This window comes from Paracoccus wurundjeri (assembly GCF_030678915.1).
Taxonomy (GTDB): Bacteria; Pseudomonadota; Alphaproteobacteria; order Rhodobacterales; family Rhodobacteraceae; genus Paracoccus; species Paracoccus onubensis_A.
In genome coordinates, this window is sequence record NZ_JAUUTZ010000010.1 from 58,468 (window position 1) to 81,329 (window position 22,862).

The following is a 22,862-nucleotide window of genomic DNA, read 5'->3' on the forward strand; positions in this document are numbered from 1 at the left end:
CCCCGTTGCATTCGCCGCATAATTGTCGCCCAATAGATGTATGAATAGCCAGATTGATCCTTCATCTGCAGATGCTCCGCCCGTCATCCAGATTTCGGGGCTGCACAAGGCCTATGGCGATCTCGAAGTGCTGAAGGGCGTTTCGATGACGGCGCCACGGGGTCATGTGGTCAGCCTGATCGGATCGTCCGGTTCCGGGAAATCCACGCTTCTGCGCTGTTGCAACCTGCTGGAGAACAGTCAGCAGGGCGAGATCCTTTTCGATGGCGAGGCCGTCAGGTGGAAAGGGCAGGGCGCGGACAGGCAACCTGCCGATCGCGCGCAGGTGACGCGGTTCCGCACCAATCTGTCCATGGTGTTCCAGCAGTTCAACCTGTGGTCGCATATGTCGATTCTGCAGAATGTCTGCGAGGCACCCGTGACCGTTCTGGGCGAGAACCGGGCCGAGGTCGAGGAAAGGGCACGGGCGCTTCTGGCCAAGGTCGGCATCGGCGACAAGGCGGATGCATGGCCCGCACAGCTTTCGGGCGGCCAGCAGCAGCGGGCGGCGATTGCCCGCGCGCTGTGCATGCAGCCGCGCGCGCTTCTGTTCGATGAGCCGACCAGCGCGCTTGATCCCGAATTGCAGCAAGAGGTCGTGCGCGTCATCAAGACCCTCGCGGCAGAGCATCGGACGATGATCATCGTCACTCATGACATGCGCCTTGCCGCGGATGTCAGCGATCACGTGATTTTCCTGCATCAGGGCGTGATCTGCGAAGAAGGCCCGCCAGCCCGGCTGTTCGGCGATCCGCAGACCGAAAGGTTGCGCCAGTTCCTTAGTGCCACGATGGCCGCATAGGCCATGTAACTATCCAACAGGAGAGTAAAATGAAAAAACTGATCTTGACTGCGGCCGCTCTGGCCCTGACCGCCGGAATGGGCTGGGCCGATACTGTCCGGATGGGGACCGAAGGCGCCTATCCTCCGTATAACCTGATCGACGACAAGGGCGAAGTCGGCGGGTTCGAGCGTGAACTGGGCGACGAATTGTGCAAACGCGCCGAGTTGGAATGCACATGGGTTACGAATGACTGGGATTCGATCATTCCGAACCTCGTCTCGGGCAATTACGACACGATCCTTGCCGCGATGAGCATCAATGACGAGCGCAAGAAGGTCATCGCTTTCACCGATCCCTATCTGCCGCCCGCGCCCTCGTCCTATGTCGCGCTCGAGGAAGATGTCGATCTGGAGGGCGGGGTGATTGCCACGCAAACCGGCACCGTGCAGTCCAGCTATATCGCCGAAAGCGGCGCCACGCTGCTGGAATTCGCCAATATCGATGAAGTTCTGGCCGCCGTGAGGAATGGCGAGGCCGATGCGGGCTTTGGTGACCACGAGGTCGTGAAACCCTATGTCGATGAGGGGGATGACCTGATTTTCGTGGGCGAACAGGTCGAGCTCGACGAAGGCATCGGCATCGGTGTCCGCCAGTCCGACAATGAACTGCGCGAGAAATTCAATGCCGCCATCGCCTCGATGAAAGAGGACGGTTCGCTGAACGCCTTGATCTCCGAGAAATTCGGCGAGGACGCGCAGACCTGGGAATGATGTGATCACGGTCGCCGGCCTGGCTTTGCTGTCGGGCCGGAGGCGGTTACTCGGTGGCGGATATGCTTGCACAATGTGCCGAACCCGGCTCGCTTCAGGGGCTTTCCTGGCTGATGTGTTACCTCACATCGGGCAAGCATATGCTGTTTTACGGCAGCTTCCTGACGGTGCTGGCCCTGCTGGCGATTACCGCGCCGGTTGCCTTGCTGTTCGGCTTCGGCGGGGCAATCGCGTCACGTTCCGGTATTCTGCCGATCAGATGGTTCGGCAAGATATATACCTCGATGGTGCGGGGTGTGCCGGATATCATTTTCTTCCTTTTCGTGCCGATCGCGCTTGATCAGGGGCTGGAATGGCTGCGGCATCAGGTCTATTGCGACAGCGATGCCCCGGTCAGGCAGGGCAACGAGTTTATTGTCTGCGCGGCGGCCAAGCTGCCGCTTTCCTCCAGCCCCGGCTGGGTGCATGACACCTATGGCTTTGCATTGGCGGTCGTGGCCTTTGCGATCGTGTTCGGCGCCTTTGCGGCCAATGTCCTTTATGGCGCGATGCAGGCCGTCCCCCACGCCCAACTTGAAACCGCAGAGGCTTACGGGATGAATTCCCGGCAGGTGACGCGGCGCATCCTGATCCCGCAGATGTGGGTCTATGCGCTTCCCGGCCTGTCCAATCTGTGGATGATCCTGATCAAGGCGACGCCGCTGCTGTTTCTGCTGGGAGTCGAGGATATCGTCTATTGGGCGCGGGAACTGGGCGGCGCCAAGTCAAGCGCCTTTACATATCCGCATCCCGATTGGCGGCTGTATTACTTCCTTGTGATCCTTGTCTTCTATCTGCTGATGACATGGTGCTCCGAGAAAATCCTTGCCCGCCTGACCTGGCGGCTGTCGCGCGGGCAGGCGACCTTGGGCGGCGATGCAATCCGCAAGGGAGTGTGATGGAAATGGGCGGAATGTCGCATGTCGCAACGACAGCCGCACGGGCAGCCTGTGGCAATCATCCCGGCCCTGTCATGCCGAAAGGGTCCGCATGAGCTGTGCGCAAACCATAGCGGATTATGCCCTGCGTTCGATCGGCTTCGGCGAGCGGCTGCTGCCGCGAACCGATTTCACCCTGTGTCAGCAATTCACGCTGATCGGCTCGGGTCTGATCTGGAACCTGTATTTCGCCTTTCTTGCGCTTTTCTTCGGGTTCTTCCTTGCCAACGGGCTTGCCCTGGCCAAGGCAAGCCGGAACCGCTGGCTGCGCAAACCTGCGGAATGGTTCATCTTCCTGTTCCGGGGAAGCCCGTTGTTTATCCAGTTGTTTCTGGCCTATCAGGCTTTGGTGATGCTGCCCCGGGCCGGGATCGAAATTTTCGGATTTACGGTCGAGACAAGCTGGCTGACCAAGGCATGGGCGGGCGCATTGATCGTGCTGACCCTGAACACCACGGCCTATGCGGCGCAAATCTTTCACGGCGCGCTTATGTCGGTCCCCAGAGGCGATATCGAGGCCGCGGATGCCTATGGTCTTGCCGGCTGGTCCAGATTCCGCCGGGTGATATGGCCCACCATGATGCGGCTGGCATGGCCGTCCTATACGAATGAGGCGATCTTTCTGTTCCATGCCACGACGCTGGTCTTCTTTTCAAGCTTCCCGGCATTCCGGCAAAATGGCGACAGTCTCTATTACGCCAATTATTTCGCTGACAAGACCTTCAATCCCTTTGTGGCCTATCCCATCGTTGCAGGGTATTTCATTATCTGCACATTGATCCTGATCGGACTGTTCGGCATCGTGAACCGCTATCTGAACCGGCACCTGCCGGGGGCGGCAAGACGGCTGCGCTATCGTCCGCAACTTATGAGATAAATCATGGAATGGCTGCGACAGCATCCCGACGTCAAGACCATCCGCGTGGCCGCCGCCGATCTGAATGGCGTGGCGCGCGGCAAAAGGATGCCGGCCCGCTTTGCCCAGAAACTGATGGAGGAAGGGACCAAGTTCCCCTATTCGGTGCTTAATCTGGATATCTGGGGCGAGGATATCGATGACAGCCCGCTGGTGTTCGAATCCGGCGATCCCGACGGGCTTTTGCTGCCGACCGAACGGGGGTTTCTGCCCATGCCCTGGCTGGACGCGCCGACCGCGATCCTGCCGCTATGGATGTTCCATCCAGATGGCAGCCCCTATGCGGGCGATCCGCGGCAGGCATTGGCCCGCGTGGTCGAACGCTACAAGGCGGCAGGTCTGGTGCCGGTGGTGGCGACCGAGCTGGAATTCTTCCTGATCGACGATTCCGGCCGTCAGCTTCGCGTCGCACCCAGCCCCCGCTCGGGCAAGCGGCGCACCGGCGGAGAGGTCCTCAGCCTGCGCGCTCTTGATGCGTTCGATCAGTTCTTTTCCGCGCTTTATGACGCCTGCGAGATGATGGATATTCCCGCCGATACCTCTATTTCCGAGGCCGGACCGGGGCAGTTCGAAATCAACCTGATGCATCAGGCCGATCCGATGAAGGCCGCCGACGACACATGGCTGTTCAAGATGCTGGTCAAGGGCGTGGCCCGATCTTACGGCTTTGCCGCAAGTTTCATGGCCAAACCCTATGACGCCTGGCCGGGTAGCGGGATGCATATGCATTTCTCGATCCTGACTGGGGATGGGCGCAATATCTTCGATGATGGCGGGGAAGCGGGCACCGATCAGTTGCGGCATGCCGTGGCGGGCTGCCTGCGGGCCATGCCCGGCTCGACCCTGCTTTTCGCGCCGCATGAGAATTCATACGACCGGCTGGTGCCGAATGCCCATGCCCCCACAGGGATCGGCTGGGCCTATGAGAACCGGACGGCGGCGATCCGCATCCCGTCCTCCCCCCCCAAGGCGCGGCGGATCGAGCATCGCGTGGCTGGCGGCGACGTGAACCCCTATCTGACAGTGGCGGCCATTCTGGGCGCGGCCCTGAACGGGATCGAGGATCGTATCGAGCCGCCCAGGCCGTTCAAAGGCAATGCTTATGACAAGCAACTGGAGCAGCTTCCCGGAGATTGGGGCGCCGCGATAGAGGCTTTTGACAAATGCGACGACATCCGCCGCATCTTTCCCGATCACCTGATCGAGAATTACCTGATGACCAAGCGTCAGGAACTGCATTACATGGCTGAGCTTACCGATGAAGAGACTGTTGAACTTTATCTGGATACTGTCTGAATCACCCTGACTCTCGTTGCTTCAGGTATAGGGCGCAAATCCCCTGGGCTTCTTCTTTGCTTAAATACCTTCCTGGGTTTTTTGCGTCCCGCGATGGCCGGGGGATTTTGCATCCCCCGGACCCCCGGCAAGATATTTGCGCAAAGAAGAAGAGCGCAGGTTCGGGCGAACAAGGTTGGCGTGTGATCGTCCGGGCTATATTGGCCGAGCTGTGCCTCTTTGGCTGCCAATATGTGGTTGACCGGCGTCCACCCTTTCATGCCGCGCTGCGATGGCCTACATAGCGGCAAAACCAGCAGGAGATTCCGATGGCGTCCTATCAGTTCGTGTATCACATGGACGGCGTGTCCAAGACCTATCCCGGCGGCAAGAAGGTATTCGAGAATATCCGCCTGAACTTCCTTCCCGGCGTCAAGATCGGCGTAGTCGGCGTGAACGGCGCCGGTAAATCCACGCTGCTGCGGGTGATGGCCGGCCTGGACAAGGATTTCAGCGGTGAGGCATGGGCGGCCAAAGGGGCGACTGTCGGTTATCTGCCGCAGGAACCCCAACTTGATCCTTCGCTGAATGTCCGCGAGAATGTCATGCTGGGCGTGGCGGCGAAGAAGGCCAAGCTGGACCGCTACAACGAGCTGGCGATGAACTATTCGGACGAAACCGCCGATGAGATGGCCGCGCTTCAGGACGAGATCGACGCCCAGAACCTGTGGGATCTGGACAGCCAGATCGATGTCGCGATGGAGGCTCTGCGCTGTCCCCCCGACGATGCCAATGTCGAGACGCTTTCGGGTGGCGAGCGCCGCCGGGTGGCGCTGTGCAAGCTGTTGCTGGAAGCGCCAGACATGCTGCTGCTGGACGAACCTACCAACCATCTGGATGCCGAAACTATTGCCTGGCTGCAAAAGCACCTGATCGAGTATCCCGGCACGATCCTGACCGTGACCCATGACCGTTACTTCCTTGACGATATCACAAGCTGGATCCTGGAACTCGACCGTGGCCGGGGTATTCCCTATGAGGGCAATTATTCCGCCTGGCTGGAACAGAAAGCCAAGCGGCTGGAGCAGGAAGGCCGCGAGGACAAGGCCAGGCAAAAGACGCTGGAACGCGAACTCGAATGGATCCGGGCCGGCGCCAAGGCGCGGCAGGCCAAGCAGAAGGCGCGGATCAACGCCTATAACGAAATGGCCAGTCAATCCGAGCGCGAAAAGCTGTCGCGTGCCCAGATCATCATTCCGAATGGCGAGCGTTTGGGCAACAAGGTGATCGAGGTCTCGGGCCTGAAGAAGGCGATGGGCGATAAACTGTTGATCGAAGGGCTTGATTTCAGCCTGCCGCCGGGCGGGATCGTTGGCGTGATCGGGCCGAACGGCGCGGGTAAATCGACCCTGTTCCGGATGCTGACCGGTCAGGAAAAGCCTGACGAGGGTGAGATCACCTATGGCGACACCGTACAGCTTTCCTATGTCGATCAGTCGCGCGACGCGCTTGCCGGGGACAAGACCGTATGGGAGGAAATCAGCGGCGGGGCCGAGCAGATCGAGCTGGGCGATGTGCAGATGAACAGCCGCGCCTATGCTTCCGCCTTCAATTTCAAGGGCGGCGATCAGCAGAAAAAGGTCGGCCAGCTTTCAGGCGGTGAGCGCAACCGGGTGCATATGGCCAAGCTGCTGAAAACCGGCGGCAATGTGCTGCTGCTGGACGAACCGACCAACGATCTGGATGTCGAGACCCTGCAGGCCATGGAGGCCGCGCTGGACGATTTCGCGGGCTGTGCCGTGATCATCAGCCATGACCGTTTCTTCCTTGATCGCCTGTGTACGCATATCCTTGCCTTCGAGGGTGATGCGCATGTCGAATGGTTCGAGGGCAATTTCGAGGCCTATGAAGAAGACAAGATCCGCCGTCTTGGACCAGATTCGGTCGAGCCGAAACGGGTGAAATACAAGAAATTCACCCGCTGACACCGGATATCGCAGGCATGGGATGACGGCTTCCCATACCCGCGCCCTCCGGCGCCCGGAAAAGGGTCGGGGGGCGGACATTTTGGCATCACCTGGCCATATATTCCGCCCGCCCCACAAGAGCGTGATTGGCCGCCAGTATTCGGCCTCCTCTATCCTGAAAAGGATTTCGCGTTGATCGTGTGAAAGGATTACCGATGCCAAGCCGCCGTCTTTTTCTTGTCAGTACAGCCGCCTTTGCCGGTCTGGGGCCGGTTTCGGCTTTCGCGCAATCCGCCGATCGCCCCAATCCCATGCCCGAGGAATTGCGCAAGGATCTGGAACGCGATCCGACCGCGCCGGTACTGGGCAATCCCAAGGGCGATATCACCCTGACCGAATTTTTCGATTATAACTGCCCGTTCTGCCGCAAGATGGTTGGCACGGTGCAGAAGCTGATCTCTTCCGATCCGCAATTGCGGGTGGTTTACCGCGAATGGCCAGTTTTCGGCGAGGGATCGTATTTCGCGGCGCAGGCATCGCTCGCCTCGCTCAAACAGGGGAAATACTGGCAGTTTCACGCCGCGCTCATGGGCCTGAAGGAGCGCGCGGTCGAGGCGACCGTGATGCGCACCGCGCGCAAGGTCGGGCTGGATGAGGATAAGCTGCGGGCCGATATGAAATTGCCCGAAGTGGAAAAGCATATCCGGAACAGCAGCGAACTTGCTGAACATATGGGGCTGATGGGGACGCCGACTTTCATCACCGGCGACGAAGGCATGTTCGGTGAAATGACCCTGAAGGAGATGCAGGAACTCGTCGCTCGGGGCCGGAAGACTCTGGGGTGAACTTCCGGGGGAGAGTGCGGACGCAATAGCGTCTGCTTTCCCTCAACGGATGATCGCGGCGCCCCTGCGCTTCAACGGAATGCCGAAGCGCCGCAGATCGGGATGCGCCGCGCCCTAGTCGCGCAGCAATTCGTTGACCGAGGTCTTGGCCCGCGTTTTCGCATCCACGCGCTTGACGATAACCGCGCAATACAGGTTCACGCCGTTCTTCGATGGCAGCGAACCGGACACCACTACCGAACCGGCGGGCACCTCGCCATACATGATCTCGCCGGTTTCGCGATCCACGATCTTGGTGGACTGGCCGATATAGACGCCCATGCCCAGAACCGAGCCTTCGCGGATGATGCAGCCCTCGACCACTTCTGACCGGGCGCCGATGAAGCAATCATCCTCGATGATAGTAGGCCCGGCCTGCAGGGGCTCAAGCACGCCGCCGATGCCGACGCCGCCCGACAGATGCACGTTCTTGCCGATCTGCGCGCATGAGCCCACCGTGGCCCAGGTATCGACCATCGTGCCTTCGCCCACATTCGCGCCCAGATTGACGAAGGATGGCATCAGCACCGCACCCTTGCCGATGAATGCGCTGCGGCGCACGATCGCGCCCGGCACGGCCCGGAAACCGGCGGCGCGCCACTGGTTGTCGCCCCAGTCCCTGAACTTGCTGTCGACCTTGTCCCACCAGTTCGCGCCCTGCGGGCCACCGGCCATTTCCTCCATGTCCTTCAGCCGGAAGGACAGCAGAACGGCTTTCTTCGCCCATTGGTTCACATGCCAGTCATTGCCGCGCTTTTCCGCGACCCGTAATGCGCCGTTATCCAGCCGGTTAAGCGCCTCTTCCACAGCCTCGCGGGCTTCTCCTTGCGTGGCGGGGGTGATATCGGCGCGCTTTTCCCAGGCGGCTTCGATGGCTTTTTCCAGAGCTTCGGTCATGTCGGCGATTTTCCTGATCTGTCGGCTTCGGGTGGAAACTGTTCCTTCACGGCTATAAGCGTAGGAAAAGCCCTGTGCAATGCGCGGTGGCCGCCATTCCCGTCACGAGGACCAGATGACCGACAAGGAAGACACGACCCATTCCATGCCCCATAGCGATGAAGATGCGGCCCGCGCGGAACGTATTCCCGATACGCCCCAGACCCGGGCTCCGGCCTATCGGCTGGCCTATATGGATCGGGAGTTTCTTCTGCGCAAGGAATTGCGGCCCGTGCGCTTGCAGCTTGAATTGCTGAAGCCCGAGATGATCATGGATGAGCGCGGGATCGAGTCCACCGTGGTCCTGTTCGGCGGCGCAAGGATTCCCGCGCCCGAACATGCGGATGAGGCGCGGACCCCGATCCTGGGTGAACTGGCCAAATATTACGAACAGGCCCGCCGTTTCGCCCATATCATGACAGAGCGCAGCATGCAGACCTATGGGCGCGAATATGTGATCTGCACCGGTGGCGGCCCCGGCGTGATGGAGGCCGGCAACAAGGGCGCCGAAGAAGCCGGCGGCCAGTCCATCGGCCTGTCCATCGTGCTACCGCATGAGCAGGCGCCGAACGCTTATGTCACCCCGGCGCTTTGTTTCAATTTTCATTATTTCGCCATCCGCAAGATGCATTTCCTGATGCGCGCCCGCGCGGTCACGGTCTTCCCCGGCGGTTTCGGCACGATGGACGAGCTGTTCGAAACGCTGACCCTGATCCAGACCGGGCGGATGAAACGTATCCCGATCCTGCTGTTCGGGCGCGAGTTCTGGGATGAGGTCATCAATTGGAAAGCGCTGGCCCGGGCGGGAACCATCAGCGATTCGGATCTGGATCTGTTCCGCTATGTCGAAACCGCCGATGAGGCCGTGAAGATCATCGATGAATGGGACGAAGCGGGTTGAAACAAGCGCGGCCCGGCAAAGAACGCCTCGCCCCTTTTTCTTCACGGAAATATCCCGGCTGGCCGCGCCACTGGTTCAAAAGATCCGCCGGCGGACGGACAGCACCCCGGTGTTGAGAAGATCTGTGGCTCCTTACCCCGCAGCTTCCGCCGCAATCTGCGCGCGGTTCTTGCGGCCACGCTCGGTCGCGGATTTAAGCTGCCCGCAGGCGGCCATGATATCCTCTCCGCGCGGGGTGCGGATCGGGCTGGCATAGCCTGCCTTGTGGACGATATCCGCGAAAGCCTGAATCCGGTCCCAGCTTGAACGTTTATAGGGCGCGCCGGGCCATTCGTTGAAGGGGATCAGGTTGATCTTGGCGGGGATGCCGCGAATCAGCCGGACCAGACGGCGGGCATCCTCGTCGCTGTCATTCACGCCATCCAGCATCACATATTCAAAGGTGATCCGCTCGCTGTTGGACAGGCGCGGGTATTCGCGCAGCGCGTCCAGAAGCGCCTGAATATTCCAGCGGCGATTGATCGGCACCAGCGTGTTGCGCACCTCGTCGGTGGTGGCATGGAAACTGACCGCCAGCAGGCAGCCGATTTCTTCGGCGGTGCGGGCGATCTCGGGGACGACGCCGCTGGTCGAAAGCGTGATTCGGCGGCGCGACAGGCTAAGCCCCTCGTTATCCATCACCACCTTCATCGCATCGCGCACATTGTCGAAATTATACAAGGGTTCGCCCATACCCATCAGGACGACATTGCTGATCAGCCGGGTTTCATCCCTGGGTGCGCCCGGAACCGGCCATTCGCCCAGATCGTCCCGCGCCAGCATCACCTGCCCGACGATCTCGCCCGGGGTCAGGTTGCGTACCAGCTTCTGCGTGCCGGTATGGCAGAAGGAACAGGTCAGCGTACAGCCGACCTGCGATGACACGCATAATGTGCCGCGGCCTTCCTCGGGGATATAGACTGCCTCGACCTCATGCCCGCCGGCGATCCGCAACAAATATTTGCGCGTGCCATCGGCACTGACCTGCCGCGAGACGATCTCGGGCAGTGAAATCTCGAAACGTTCGGCCAGAAGGGCGCGGTAATCCTTGGCCAGATTGGTCATCTGCGCAAAATCGCGCAGGCCCCAGTGATAGATCCATTGCCAGATCTGCCCGACGCGCATCTTTGCCTGTTTCTCGGCCGTGCCGGCGGCAATCAATGCCTCGCGCAGTTGCCCGCGCGTCAGGCCGACGATATTCGTCCGCCCGGTCTCGGGAAGTTTTCGTGGGATGGTCAGAACATCCTGCGTGATCGGAGCAGACATGAGGGGGCACCGGAGAATTGATTGAAGGCCCGGACATAAGCGAATCCAGGCCGTAAATCAACCATTCACGCAGGAGTCCCGCGATTGTCAGGGCGCCTGTGATATTGTGCGTTAAAATGCCACTATGGCACGAAAGCATCAGCTTTCACGCCACGACGGCAGGGATCAAGCGCTGTGGATCGCTACTGGCAACGCTCTTTCGCGGTATTCGTGGCTGCTGTGATGCCCGACAGGCTGAACGTATCCTTGGTGACCGTCCCGCGCGAAGAGCGGCCGGTGATCACGACCTCGGATCCTCCGCGCAGCGCCGCGATCAGCTTCTGATCTTCGTCCGGGCTGCCGGTCCAGGCGTTTTCACCCTCGGTGAACAGATTGAATTTCTGTCCGCCCACATCGACTTCGACCGTCGAGTCGGGTGCGAAAGGATAGCCGCCGGTAAAGGAAGCTTCGCCGTTATTTCCTGGACGATAGGCGACATAAAGGCGGATATCGCCCCGGGTCACCTCTTTCTCGTTGCCCTCGCTATCGGTGTTCACCGTCGATTTCGGGGGTGATACCGCCCAGCATTCCTTGGGATTGTCGGCCGCGAATACCGTCCAGTCCCCTTCGGTTGCCACGACATTGTTGGATTCCTGTGCGCCCGCTGTCCCCAGCCCGGCCATCAGGAGCGCCACTGCGGTCATCCCGCGAAGCGTGAATTTTCCCATGCTCTGATCTCCTGCCATACTCTCGCCGCTTGGTTCGACGTTTTTGCTGATTGCGTCGGCCTTTTCAACCTTCTGTGGACAGGATACCGAAAAACGCGGCATGAAAAAGGGGAGCATGCGTAAAATCGCGCAATTGTCAGGGAGAAAATCGATGCAGGCAGCGGAAATGATCGAAATCTGGCGCGGCGGACGCTGTGAAAGCCTTCATCTCGGCCATGCCGTGATTTGCGATACGGACGGCGTCGTCGAGGCGTGGGGCGCGCCGAACGAGGTGATCTTCCCCAGATCGTCCTGCAAGATGGTGCAGGCCCTGCCTCTTGTCGAAAGCGGCGCGGCGGATGCGGTGGGGCTGTCCGAGCGGCAACTTGCACTGGCCTGCGCAAGCCATAGCGGGGCCGCCATGCATGCCGAGGCCGTCGGCGACTGGCTGAAGACGTTGGATTTGGGCGAGGAGGATCTGCGCTGCGGCTGTCACATGCCAAGAGACAAGGATGAGAACCGCCGGCTGACCTGTTCCGATACCGAGCCGGATCAGAGGCATAACAATTGTTCGGGTAAACATGCGGGCTTCCTGACGCTGAACCGGCATCTTGGCGGCGGCGCGGAATATGTCGAGGTGGATCACCCGGTCCAGATCGCCGCGAAAGCCGCCTTTGAAGAGGTGACGGGTGAAACCAGTCCCGGTTTTGGCATCGATGGCTGCTCGGCACCCAATCACGCATGCAGTCTTCAGGGGCTGGCCCGTGGCATGGCCCGTTTCGCCGATCCGGGCGGCGACCTGCGCGGGCAGGCGATGCGGCGGCTGGTCGATGCGATGCGGAAATATCCCGAGATGGTCGCGGGCGAGGGTCGCGCCTGTACCGATCTGATGCGGGCGATGCAGGGCCGCGTCGCCGTTAAGACCGGGGCCGAGGGCGTGTTCGTCGCCATTCTGCCCGAGCAGGGACTGGGTGTTGCGGTCAAGGCACTGGACGGTGCCACCCGCGCCAGCGAGGCGGCGATTACCGCGCTGCTGGTGCATCTGGGGGTTCTGGATGCGAAGGATCCGGTGGTTTCAGCCTTGCTGACCGGGCCGGTGCGGAACTGGCGCGGGATCGTGACCGGAGAAATGCGGACCGCGAAGGGGTTCCCCGACTGATTCGTCACGAATCCGACGCAATTTTCTGTTTTGATAACGGCTGAGAGGGCCACGCCCCCAATCGACCCTCTGTATTACCGTTCGGCCGACACCCCTTGGCAGAGCGGGTGTCGGCCCGCAAACGGCTTCAGAACATGTCCCAAAGCAGACGCAGCGCAAGTATGGTGGATGTCGCGACCAGAAGCGGCTTGATCAGCCTTGCACCGATCCGTGCGGCCAGCCTTGCGCCCAGTGCGGCGCCCAGAATTTGCGCCGCTCCCATCGTCACGCCTAATAGCCACAGGGGTTGCCCGACCAGTGCAAAGCTCAGCAGGCCGCCCAGATTGGAAAACAGATTCAGCAGCTTGGTATGCGCGGTTGCCTTGAGCACGCCGTAACCGGCAAGCGTGACAAAGGCGATCATGTAGAATGAACCGGCACCCGGTCCGAGAAGACCGTCATAGAAGCCGATGAAGGGCACGATACAGGCGGTAAAAATCGCCGGAACGATCCTTTGCCGCCGGTCCAGATCGTTCAGGCCTGGTTTCAAGGCGAAGAACGCGGCAACTCCGATCAGGATCACGGGCAGGATCAGCCGCAACTTGTCGGTCGGCAGATAGCTGACCAGTGCCGCCCCCAGAACTCCGCCCGCGCCGGCAACCAGCGCCGCCCGCCACTGTTTCCTGGGATCGACCAGCCCGCGTCGGGCATAGCTGATGATCGCCGTTGCCGTACCGAAGACGGCTTGCACCTTGTTGGTCGCCAATGCCTGCGCAGGCGAGACACCGGCCAGCATCAGTGCTGGCACCGTGATCAGCCCTCCGCCCCCGGCAATGGCGTCGATAAAACCCGCCGCGAAACCCGCGGCAATCAGGATCAGCACAAGATCAAGACTTATCTCGAACATCGGATATTCCGGCAAAGGTGAATGGCGGCGCGGTTACCGGCGGTTGACCGAAAACGCGGCCGCCACGGCAATGCGCTTTTGCCGGGGCGATGTAAAGCGCCATGGTCCCGTGCGGGGGAGGGGGTTGCTTCCGGGGCGACACCCGTGGGCGCGATCAGCCGGTGACGAATTCCTCGACGGAATAACCCTGAAGATACAGCAGCGCGGTCAGATCGCCGTGATTGATGCGCAGTTTCGCCTGCTCGGCGACTGACGGCTTGGCATGCAGGGCGACCCCTGCGCCGGCGATCTGCAGCATACCCAGATCATTCGCGCCGTCCCCGACCGCGATGACATCGGCAAAGGCAATCCCGCGTTCGGTGGTGATCTGTTCCAATGCCTCGACCTTTGCCTCACGCCCCAGAATGGGCAGGGCGACACGGCCGGTCAGAAGACCGTCTTCAACCAGCAGCGTATTCGCCCGGTTCTCATCAAAGCCCAGCCATTCCGCCACAACTTGCGTAAAGGCCGTGAAACCGCCCGAAACCAAGGCGGTATAGGCGCCGTTTGCCCGCATTGTCGCCACCAGTTCCCGCCCGCCCGGCGCCAGCGTGATCCGGGTTTTCAGAACCTCGTCGATAACGCTTTCCTTCAGCCCGGCCAGAAGCCCGACCCGTTCGACCAGCGCCTCGTGGAAATTCAGCTCGCCGTTCATTGCGCGTTCGGTAATATCGGCCACCCTTGTGCCGACACCTGCCATTTCGGCCAGTTCATCGACGCATTCCTGCTCGATCATGGTCGAGTCCATATCGGCCAGAAGAACGGCCTTGCGCCGCCCCTCGGCAGGCTGGAAAGTCAGATCAAGCTGGATGGTCTGCAAATCTGCCCGGACCTGATCGAAATCTTCGGGAATGGCGGGAATCTCGAATTCACCCGCGATGCCGGGATTAAGCCATTTCAGATGCGCGCCTTTCCACCGGTTTGCCAATTCATCCAGCAATTCCTCGTGCAGATTGGCGAGTCTCGGAGCGGCGATTAAGGAAACAGTAAACATGGCAAGCCTCCACAGCATTCCCGACATGCTTTAGACCAGATCGGCAAGGAAGGGAATCCGTTACGCCTCCTGATCGGCGGGTGATCACGCAGGGGGCGGCCGTTTGACCTGTGGCAGTTTCGCCGGCGCCTTGGAAAGCTGAACGGCAAGGATTCCCACCATGATGATTCCGACGCCGAACACATCGCTTGCGCCGAGTTTTTCGCCCAGCACCAGGGCACCGATCATGACTCCGAAAAACGGCGACAGGAAATGGAATGTCGCGGCGCGCACCGCTCCGATCCGCTTGACCAGCAAAAACCAGATCCAGGTCGCGGCCAGCCCCGGTACAAGAATGGTGTAAAGAAAGGCCCAGATCAGCCGCCCGTCGGGTGTGACATTCCAGTTTTCGAAGAACGGGGCGATGATGGCAAGCGTCAGGGCGCCGACCAGCATCTGCAGGCCGACGATCATCATCACATTGCCGCCCGAACTTGCGCCACGGACCGAGAGTGTCGCCACCGCAAGCGCAAAGGCCGCCATGAAGCCAAGAACGATCCCAAGCGGGTCGCTGCCGCCCTGAAGCCTTGCGCCCATGATGATGACCACCCCGGTCAGCCCCAACAGCAGCCCCGCGAATCCGATTGGCGGCAACCGTTCCTTCATGAAGACCCATCCCATTGCCGCCACCATCAGCGGCATGGTCGCGGCGATGATCGAGGCAAGCCCGGCCTCGATCCATTGCATGGCGATCCAGTTCAGCCCCAGATAAATTGCGTTCTGGCACAGTCCCAGCATGATCACGGCGCGCCACTGAGCCCGGCTGAGATTGCGCCATGTCTCGCCCATGAGCCACGCGACCGCGATACCGATCACGCCGGAAATCGCAAAGCGCAGCGACAGGGCAAGAAGCGGCGGCGCCTCGGTGACGATCATCCGCGTGGTGGTGAAGGCCGAGGCCCACATGACCGCGAAGCTAACCCCCATCAGGATCGCGCGAATATCCATGACCGGCCTTTCCTGCAGATAATGCAGAACGGCTAGCAGATCGGAAGGAACGCAGGAAGGCGTAAAACACACCAGGTATCCGCGAAGGGAGCGGGTCGGCAGCGGGACATGCCGGCTGAAGCGATCCTTCATGTCCGGCGATTCGAAGATGACGGCCATGGTCGGCGAAAACGGTCTGGTTTAAGCTCCCCTCATGAAGACACTTGTTGCCCTGCTTCGCGCCGTAAATGTCGGAGGAACCGGCAAGCTTCCGATGGCGGCCCTGCGCATGATCTGTGAGCAAGCCGGTTTCGGGAATGTACGGACCTATATCCAATCCGGGAATGTCGTTTTCGATACCGATCTGCCGGACGGAACCGTAAAATCTGACCTTGAGCGGCGGTTGGCCGAGCATATGGGGAAACCGGTCGGCGTCATGATCCGGGATGGCGCGCAGATGCGCAGCATCCTTGAGCGTAACCCATTTCCCGATGCGGCGCCCAATAAGGTTTCGGTTCTTTTCCTTGATCATGCCGCGCCGGACGGGATCGTCACTACCGCCAAGCGACTGGCCGACGAAGAGATCGTTCCGAATGGAACCGAGGTCTTTATCCACTATCCGTCGGGCATGGGACGGTCCCGGCTTGGATTGCCGGCCATGAATGACGGAACCGCCCGCAATCTGAATACGGTCGCGAAACTTGCGGCGATGGCATCCGAGGATGCCCGGAACCTGTCGCGCTGAATCGGAAACGCCGGTTAATTGCGTCCCGCGATGGCCGGGGGCGCTGCCCCCCGGACCCCCGAGGTATTTGAACAAAGAAGAAGGGAGAGTAAGGGGAAGCGAATCCGGGCGGCCGATATGCTCTGATCGCGTTGACCGCAGTGGATCACGTCGGTCAAGGCCAGCTTCGATTCGTGCGGGGCCGGAAAAGAAAACAGGCCGCACCCGGATAGGGTACGGCCCGAAAAATCCGCCAAGCGGAGCAGGATCAGCTGTTGACGCTGTCCTTGAGTGCCTTGGCAACGGTAACCTTGACCTGCTTGTCAGCCGGCTTGGTCATCATTTCCTGGGTTTGGGGGTTGCGAACCTGACGCTCGGGGCGGGCGCGGCAGGCGACCTTGCCGATGCCCGGCAGCGTAACTGCGCCGCCATTCGACACTTCGCGGGTCACGACCGTGGTGATCGCGTCCAGAGCTGCAGCAGCGGATTTCTTGTCCGAGCCCAGCTCTTCTGCCAGAGCGGCCACAAGTTGCGTTTTCGTCATCGGTTTCGCGGAAGGCGTTGCCATAATTTCTGTCTCCTCTCGCCCTGTTTCATGCGCTAACAGTTTGCGCCATTTTCGGCATAAAGCTTGCTACACACGGTTTTGCGGGGCAGATCAAGCCTTTTTCGCCAAACTTCGCGAATTCGGCGTGATTTCGTGCAGATTATGGAGTTTCAAAGGAATGCCGTCTCACTGAATGACCGCAATTTACGCGAATGGATACGCTCCAGCGGCATTTCGCGCAGCTTTTCCATCGCGCGGATGCCGATCAGCAGATGGTTCTCGACCTGGGTCCGGTAAAATTCCGTCGCCATGCCGGGCAGCTTCAACTCGCCATGCAGCGGTTTGTCGCTGACGCAAAGCAGCGTGCCATAGGGCACCCGAAAGCGGAAGCCGTTGGCGGCGATGGTGGCGCTTTCCATATCAAGCGCAACGGCGCGGGACAGAGACAGACGATGCACCGGGCCGGAATGGTCGCGCAGTTCCCAGTTGCGGTTGTCGATCGTGGCGACCGTGCCGGTGCGCATGATCCGTTTCAATTCGTAGCCGTCAAGTTGGGTGACCTCGGCCACGGCCTCTTGCAGGGCAACCTGAACTTCGGCCAATGCCGGGATCGGCACCCAGACCGGCAGGTCGTCGTCCAGCACGTGATCCTCGCGCAGATAGGCATGGGCCAGCACGAAATCGCCGAGGCTTTGCGAATTGCGCAGCCCGGCGCAGTGACCAACCATCAGCCAGACATGAGGGCGCAGGACGGCGATATGATCGGTCGCGGTTTTCGCATTCGAAGGGCCGACGCCGATATTGACCAGCGTGATCCCCTGCGAACCGGGGCGCTTCAGGTGATAGGTCGGCATCTGCGGCATCTTCACCTGCGGCGGAAGGGGCTGATCGGCTGCCGTGATCTCGTGATTGCCGGGGACGACGAAGGATTCATAACCGAGAGAGGGATCGGCAAGGGCGCGGCGCGCGAATGCCTCGAACTCGTCCACATAGAACTGATAATTGGTGAACAGGATGAAATTCTGGAAATGCTCGGCCGCCGTCGCGGTGTAATGCTGCAGCCGGGCCAGCGAATAATCGACGCGCTGCGCGGTGAAGGCGGCAAGATGCTGCGCGCCGTCCGGCAGCAATCCGGCGACCCCGTTCACGATATCGTCGTTCATCGTGTTCAGCTCCGGAACGTCGAACACATCGCGAAGCGAGAAGTCGAGCACGCCTTCCTGCGGGACGTTGAGATCTTGGTTGGCAAGGGAGAAATGCATCGGAATCGGAGTATCGCTGCTGCCGACACTGACGGGAACGCCGTGATTGCGGATCAGAAGGCCGATCTGTTCGGTCAGATAGTCCTTGAACAGATCCGGGCGGGTGATCGTCGCGGCATAGCTTCCCGGTTGGGTGACATGGCCGAATGACAGCCGCGAATCGATCTTGTCGTGACCCGAGACGATCAGGCGGAGCTCTGGATAGAATGCGCGATAGCGGGCCTTCGGCCGCTCTCCGCCCAGAAGTCTGATGAAGTGATCCTGCAGGAAGCCGGTCGCCTCGTCATAGAGTTCGCGCAGCCGCGAAACAGCCTCCGCGGCATCGGTAAACTGTTCGCGCGCGGAAGGGCGCGGCGTCTCGACCGGCAGAAAACGCGAATCCGTGTCCATTTTTTCAACCTCTTTTCCACAACCCTGCCTGCCCTGTCTGCGACAAGCAAGCGTCTGGCGCAGCTTTGCCGCGGGCGTTAGGCTGATGTCATGGAAATGCTGATCTTCGGTCATGGCTATACCGCCGCTTATCTGACACCAGTCGCGATCTCGCAGGGGTGGCGGGTTACCGGCACCACCAGAAACCATCCGGATCGCGTCGCGGCCGCCGGAGCCTTGCCCTTGCTGTGGCCGGGACAGGAAGCCGAACTCTGCGAGGCCGTTACCCGCGCCGATGCGATCCTTGTTTCCGCGGCTCCTGAGGAAGGCGGTGATCCGGTGCTGACGGATTTTGCCGAAAAGCTGGCACAGGCGCGGCCCCGCTGGCTGGGCTATCTTTCCACGACGGGGGTTTATGGCGACCGGGGCGGCGGCTGGGTCGATGAAGACAGCGCGCTTGCGCCCTCGACTGCCCGTGGCCGGATGCGGGTCGATGCGGAGCATAACTGGCAGGCATTGGCAGACAGGCATGACCTGCCCCTGCATATCTTTCGGCTGGCGGGAATCTACGGTCCGGGGCGAGGTCCCTTTGCCAAGCTGCGAAACGGCACGGCGCGGCGGATCGTCAAGCCGGGACAGGTATTTTCGCGGATCCATGCCGAGGATATCGCCCGGATCCTGATGGCGTCGATCAATGCCCCCGAAGCCGGGGCGATCTATAATCTGTGCGATGACGATCCGGCCCCGCCGCAGGATGTCATCGCCTTCGCCGCCGAGATGCTGGGCATGCCGATCCCTCCGGCCGTGCCTTTCGAAGAGGCCGATCTGGGCCCGATGGCGCGTTCTTTCTATGCCGAAAGCAAGCGGGTTTCGAATATGCGGATCAAGCGCGATCTGGGCATCACGCTGAAATATCCCGATTATCGCAGCGGCCTTGCCGCAATCCTTGAAGCGGAGGGCGACGGGTGACATTGCTTTCGCCCGCGCGCCATGCATGAGTGCCGCCCATGACGACTGATTTTGACATCGTGATCGCGGGCGGCGGACTGAACGGCCCCGCATTGGCTCTTGCTCTTGCCGGGGCGGGGCTGCGCGCGGCCGTGATCGACCCGCGGCCTGCCGATGCGCGGGCGGCGGATGAATTCGACGGGCGCGCCTATGCGCTTGCCGTGGCCTCGCAGCGGTTGTTGCGGGCGCTTGGATTATGGGGCGGGCTGGAGGGCGAAAGTCAGCCCATCCGCGAAGTCAAGGCGTCACAGGGGCAGCCCGGAGAGGGGGCCGCCCCGTTTTTCCTGCATTTCGACAGCGCCGAGATCGAGGAAGGCCCGGTCGGTTACATGTTGGAGGATCGTTTCCTTTACCGTGCGCTTCTGACGGGAATGGATGGTTCCGTCACGCATATGCCGGGTGTTTCCGTCATCTCGCAGGATATCGGGGCGGCGCATGTCACCGCCGGTCTGTCGGATGACCGGCAGATCACGGCGCAATTGCTGATCGGAGCTGACGGGCGCAGTTCGGGCGTGGCGCGGCGGGCGGGCATCGGGCGTCAGGGATGGGATTACGGGCAGACAGCGCTTGTCGCTGCGATCGATCATGAATTGCCGCATGAAGGCATCGCGCATCAGTATTTCATGACGACCGGCCCGCTGGCGATTCTGCCTCTGCCGGGCAATCGCAGCAGCGTGGTCTGGTCGGAAACGGATGCCAATGCCGGGGCGATCAAATCCCTGCCCGATGAGGAGTTCCTGCGGGTGCTGGAACCCCGGTTTGGTGGTTTTATGGGAAAAATCGCTTTGGCAGGGCAGCGTTTTTCCTATCCGCTGAGCCTGTCCCTGGCGGAATCCTATACAGCCCCGCGGATCGCATTGGTCGGCGATGCGGCGCATGGGGTGCATCCGATTGCCGGGCAGGGGCTGAATCTCGGGCTACGCGACGTTGCGGCGCTTGCGCAGGTGATCGTCGAGGCGGCGCGGCGCGGCGAGGATATCGGCGCAGTGGATGTGCTTGAACGGTATCAGCAATGGCGCCGGTTCGACGCGACCAGCCTTGCATTGGGAATGGATACGGTGAACCGGCTGTTCGCAAGCGAAAATCCGGTGATTGCCGGTTTGCGGGGCGCGGGCATGGGCGCGGTCACGGCAATCCCGGGCCTGCGGCGGCGCTTCATGCGGCAGGCGGCGGGACTGTCGGTCGATCCGATGCCAAGGCTGCTGAACGGGCAGGCGCTTTGAGATATCGGGCGGCCGAAGGTATTGCTCCCTATCGCCGGCGGGTTCCTGAACCAGTGGCGCGGCTCGCCGGCAATCCCGGGATATCCGGATGAAGAAGGGAGGGCGGCAAAATCGATCAGTTGCGGCAGGCGATATGCCCAGAGCCTGATCGCCGGTGCATGTCTTAGATAACCACTTTCTCCAGGAAGGGGCGGTTTTCCAGAACCCGTTCGAAGCCAAGTTCAGACAGGTCAAGCGTGCGGAAGCCGCCGTAAATGATCAGTTCCGATACGCCGCGCCCGGTGGCCGGGGCCTGTTGCAGCCCGTGACCCGAGAACCCGTTCGCAAAGATGAAATTCGGCATCTGCGGATTCGGTCCAAGGATCAGGTTGTGATCCAGAACGTTGAAGGCGTAATGCCCTGCCCATTGGTTCACGGGCTTGATCGCCTCGAAAGCTTCCGAGCGGGCGGCAAGCGCGGGCCAGATGATATCCTCGAATTCCTCGTAGCGGGGTTCGAAATCGTCGGGATCGACAGCCACATCATTGTGCGGCGGCGCGCCGGTCAGGAAATAGCGGCCCTCGGGGCGGCAATAAACGCCAGAGACATCCACCATCAGCGGCAGGCGCCCGTCATTGACCCGCGCGCTGCCTTCGGGCGAGCGGGCGCAATCGAACACGAAAGAGGTTCGCTTGCGCGGCTCGACCGGGATATCAAGCCCTGCCATCCGCGCGGTCAGTGCCGCCCGCGGACCCGAGGCATTGACGATCCATCCGGCATTGATCTGACGCCCGGATTTCAGCGTGACCGAGCCCGCCCTTCGCCCGTCATGGCCGATCGCGACGACCTCATCACTCAGATATTCCGCGCCCTGCGCCCGGGCCCGGGCCTTGAAACCCTGCATCATGCCCATATTGTCGAACCACCCCTCGCCCGAGCGGCCATATGACGCCAGCAGAATGTCATCCACGCGCAGATGGGGGAAGGCACGGGCCAGTTCCTCGGGCGTCCACAGGACCACATCGGCGCCGCATGCCTGCTGTACCCGGTGTTTCTCGCGCAGGGTTTTCACGCCATCTTCCGTGCTGGCCATAAACAGGTAGCCGCCGGGATGGAAGTTCAGATCAGGCCGGTGATCGCCCGCCGCCATCATCGAGGAAAATTCCTGAATGACCTGGAAACCGTATTGGCTTATCCGGACATTGATCTCGTTCGAGAATTGCGTGCGGATCGAAGAGGAAGATAGCGCGGTCGAGGCATTCGCATAGGTCGGGTCGCGTTCGATGACGAGGACCGAGCCGGCGAAATCGGGATTGGCAGTCAGGTAATAGGCCACTGCCGAGCCGATGACTGCCCCTCCGATGACGACGACATCACGGCTTTCGCTCATCGCGCGGTCTCATCGTCGGGATGGCCCAGATCGACGAACCAGCCCCCCAGATGGCGGGTGGTCGCGGCCATGGGATCCAGCGGCTCTGTCGTGGCCTCGACCTGTGCCCGATAGGGTTCGGAACTGTCCTGCGGCACGAAGCCCAGATGCGCGGCTTTCGAATTGTCCACAAGTTTTGCGCGATTGTCCGAGACGCCGAATATGGTGCTGTGCCCGACATAATTCGCCGTCAGGCAAGAGGCGACAAGCCGGATGCAATCATCATAGCTCAGCCAGGATCCCAGCATCCGGCGGTCCGCCGGCTCCGGAAAACAGGAAACGATGCGCAGGCAGGCGGTCTCGATCCCGAATTTGTTCCAATACAGGCTGCTGAGCGCTTCGACGAAACATTTCGAGACGCCATAAAGACTGTCTGGCCTGACCGGGGCCTGGGTATCGATATGCGAATCGCTGGCGTGATAGCCGACCGCATGGATGGAAGAGGCATAGATCACGCGCTTGACCCCATGTTTCCGCGCGCCTTCGTAAATATGATAGCTGCCGCGAATGGTGGAATCGAGCACATCGTTCCAGACCCGCTCGCGCGAGGCGCCGCCGAAATGGACGATGGCATCGACATCGCGCGTGGCCCCGATCGTCGCGGCCTCGTCGGACAGATCGAAGGTCAGCCCTTCTTCATGCGCCTGCAAATCCGGGATCGGCATCCGGTCGGCAAGCCGCAGATGATTGGCCAGCGGCGCAAGCCCTTCGCGCAGCTTGCCGCCAAGATCGCCTGCTGCGCCGGTGATCAGGATGCGGTTGAACGGTTTCGCCATATCGGTTGCCTTTCGCATTCGGGAAGTGAGTCAATGCGAGGCTAAGGGGCGGGCCAGAGAA

General features: G+C 61.0%; 22 protein-coding genes. 12 read left to right on the plus strand and 10 right to left on the minus strand.

Annotated elements, in window-relative coordinates:
• The first annotated feature begins 40 nt into the window (after nt 1-40).
• The 7 genes from Q0601_RS11770 (at nt 41) to Q0601_RS11800 (ending at nt 7,573) form a co-directional block, all read left to right on the plus strand.
• A complete protein-coding gene (locus tag Q0601_RS11770) occupies nt 41-841 on the plus strand; it encodes an ABC transporter ATP-binding protein (protein ID WP_305290023.1) in 801 nt (266 codons plus the stop codon).
• Between the two features lie 29 nt (nt 842-870).
• The gene (locus Q0601_RS11775) at nt 871-1,593 is read left to right on the plus strand and encodes a transporter substrate-binding domain-containing protein (RefSeq protein WP_305290024.1); all 723 of its coding nucleotides are present in this window, start codon (nt 871-873) and stop codon (nt 1,591-1,593) included.
• A 62-nt stretch (nt 1,594-1,655) separates the two neighbouring features.
• A complete protein-coding gene (locus Q0601_RS11780) occupies nt 1,656-2,531 on the plus strand; it encodes an ABC transporter permease (RefSeq protein WP_305290120.1) in 876 nt (291 codons plus the stop codon).
• A 91-nt stretch (nt 2,532-2,622) separates the two neighbouring features.
• Nucleotides 2,623-3,447 (plus strand): ABC transporter permease, encoded by an 825-nt coding sequence (locus Q0601_RS11785; protein WP_305290025.1) that lies wholly within the window; start codon nt 2,623-2,625, stop codon nt 3,445-3,447.
• On the plus strand, nt 3,448-4,782 hold the full coding sequence (locus Q0601_RS11790; protein WP_370656129.1) for a glutamine synthetase family protein: 1,335 nt from the start codon (nt 3,448-3,450) through the stop codon (nt 4,780-4,782).
• A 308-nt stretch (nt 4,783-5,090) separates the two neighbouring features.
• Nucleotides 5,091-6,746, plus strand: a complete 1,656-nt coding sequence (gene ettA / locus Q0601_RS11795) for an energy-dependent translational throttle protein EttA (RefSeq protein WP_305290027.1) — start codon at nt 5,091-5,093, stop codon at nt 6,744-6,746.
• Nucleotides 6,747-6,943: 197 nt separating this feature from the next.
• Entirely contained in the window at nt 6,944-7,573 is a 630-nt protein-coding gene (locus Q0601_RS11800; protein ID WP_305290028.1) for a DsbA family protein, read from the plus strand.
• Between the two features lie 114 nt (nt 7,574-7,687).
• On the opposite strand, the gene dapD is transcribed toward Q0601_RS11800, so the two are convergent.
• A complete protein-coding gene (gene dapD, locus Q0601_RS11805) occupies nt 7,688-8,509 on the minus strand; it encodes a 2,3,4,5-tetrahydropyridine-2,6-dicarboxylate N-succinyltransferase (protein WP_305290029.1) in 822 nt (273 codons plus the stop codon).
• 115 nt (nt 8,510-8,624) lie between these two features.
• Here dapD and Q0601_RS11810 point away from each other — a divergent pair, with 115 nt between their 5' ends.
• Nucleotides 8,625-9,449 carry an LOG family protein gene (locus tag Q0601_RS11810; protein WP_119751800.1) on the plus strand — a complete coding sequence of 275 codons (825 nt, stop codon included), beginning with the start codon at nt 8,625-8,627 and terminating at the stop codon, nt 9,447-9,449.
• 132 nt (nt 9,450-9,581) lie between these two features.
• Here the strand turns inward: Q0601_RS11810 and rlmN are convergent, their stop codons facing one another.
• The gene (gene rlmN / locus Q0601_RS11815) at nt 9,582-10,754 is read right to left on the minus strand and encodes a dual-specificity RNA methyltransferase RlmN (protein WP_305290030.1); all 1,173 of its coding nucleotides are present in this window, start codon (nt 10,752-10,754) and stop codon (nt 9,582-9,584) included.
• Nucleotides 10,755-10,936: 182 nt separating this feature from the next.
• A complete protein-coding gene (locus Q0601_RS11820) occupies nt 10,937-11,461 on the minus strand; it encodes an invasion associated locus B family protein (RefSeq protein ID WP_305290031.1) in 525 nt (174 codons plus the stop codon).
• Between the two features lie 151 nt (nt 11,462-11,612).
• On the opposite strand from Q0601_RS11820, the gene Q0601_RS11825 reads away from it, so the two are divergent.
• Complete coding sequence (locus Q0601_RS11825; protein WP_305290032.1) at nt 11,613-12,599, plus strand: asparaginase; 987 nt, start codon at nt 11,613-11,615, stop codon at nt 12,597-12,599.
• A 127-nt stretch (nt 12,600-12,726) separates the two neighbouring features.
• Here Q0601_RS11825 and Q0601_RS11830 read toward each other — a convergent pair whose 3' ends face one another.
• The 3 genes from Q0601_RS11830 to Q0601_RS11840 form a co-directional block, all read right to left on the minus strand.
• Nucleotides 12,727-13,485, minus strand: coding sequence for a TSUP family transporter (locus Q0601_RS11830; protein ID WP_305290033.1), 759 nt, complete (start codon nt 13,483-13,485; stop codon nt 12,727-12,729).
• Between the two features lie 154 nt (nt 13,486-13,639).
• A complete protein-coding gene (gene serB, locus Q0601_RS11835; protein ID WP_305290034.1) occupies nt 13,640-14,518 on the minus strand; it encodes a phosphoserine phosphatase SerB in 879 nt (292 codons plus the stop codon).
• Nucleotides 14,519-14,602: 84 nt separating this feature from the next.
• Entirely contained in the window at nt 14,603-15,505 is a 903-nt protein-coding gene (locus tag Q0601_RS11840; protein WP_305290035.1) for a DMT family transporter, read from the minus strand.
• Nucleotides 15,506-15,698: 193 nt separating this feature from the next.
• Here Q0601_RS11840 and Q0601_RS11845 point away from each other — a divergent pair, with 193 nt between their 5' ends.
• Nucleotides 15,699-16,229, plus strand: a complete 531-nt coding sequence (locus Q0601_RS11845; RefSeq protein WP_305290036.1) for a DUF1697 domain-containing protein — start codon at nt 15,699-15,701, stop codon at nt 16,227-16,229.
• A gap of 247 nt (nt 16,230-16,476) precedes the next feature.
• Here Q0601_RS11845 and Q0601_RS11850 read toward each other — a convergent pair whose 3' ends face one another.
• On the minus strand, nt 16,477-16,776 hold the full coding sequence (locus Q0601_RS11850; protein WP_305290037.1) for an HU family DNA-binding protein: 300 nt from the start codon (nt 16,774-16,776) through the stop codon (nt 16,477-16,479).
• A 149-nt stretch (nt 16,777-16,925) separates the two neighbouring features.
• Nucleotides 16,926-18,407, minus strand: a complete 1,482-nt coding sequence (locus tag Q0601_RS11855; RefSeq protein ID WP_305290038.1) for an AMP nucleosidase — start codon at nt 18,405-18,407, stop codon at nt 16,926-16,928.
• Nucleotides 18,408-18,497: 90 nt separating this feature from the next.
• Here Q0601_RS11855 and Q0601_RS11860 point away from each other — a divergent pair, with 90 nt between their 5' ends.
• A complete protein-coding gene (locus tag Q0601_RS11860; RefSeq protein ID WP_305290039.1) occupies nt 18,498-19,355 on the plus strand; it encodes an SDR family oxidoreductase in 858 nt (285 codons plus the stop codon).
• A gap of 38 nt (nt 19,356-19,393) precedes the next feature.
• Entirely contained in the window at nt 19,394-20,617 is a 1,224-nt protein-coding gene (locus tag Q0601_RS11865) for a UbiH/UbiF/VisC/COQ6 family ubiquinone biosynthesis hydroxylase (RefSeq protein ID WP_305290040.1), read from the plus strand.
• 163 nt (nt 20,618-20,780) lie between these two features.
• Here Q0601_RS11865 and Q0601_RS11870 read toward each other — a convergent pair whose 3' ends face one another.
• Nucleotides 20,781-21,986, minus strand: a complete 1,206-nt coding sequence (locus Q0601_RS11870; RefSeq protein WP_305290041.1) for an NAD(P)/FAD-dependent oxidoreductase — start codon at nt 21,984-21,986, stop codon at nt 20,781-20,783.
• A complete protein-coding gene (locus Q0601_RS11875; RefSeq protein ID WP_305290042.1) occupies nt 21,983-22,801 on the minus strand; it encodes an NAD-dependent epimerase/dehydratase family protein in 819 nt (272 codons plus the stop codon). The genes Q0601_RS11870 and Q0601_RS11875 overlap by 4 nt, the downstream gene beginning before the upstream one ends.
• Between the last annotated feature and the right edge of the window lie 61 nt (nt 22,802-22,862).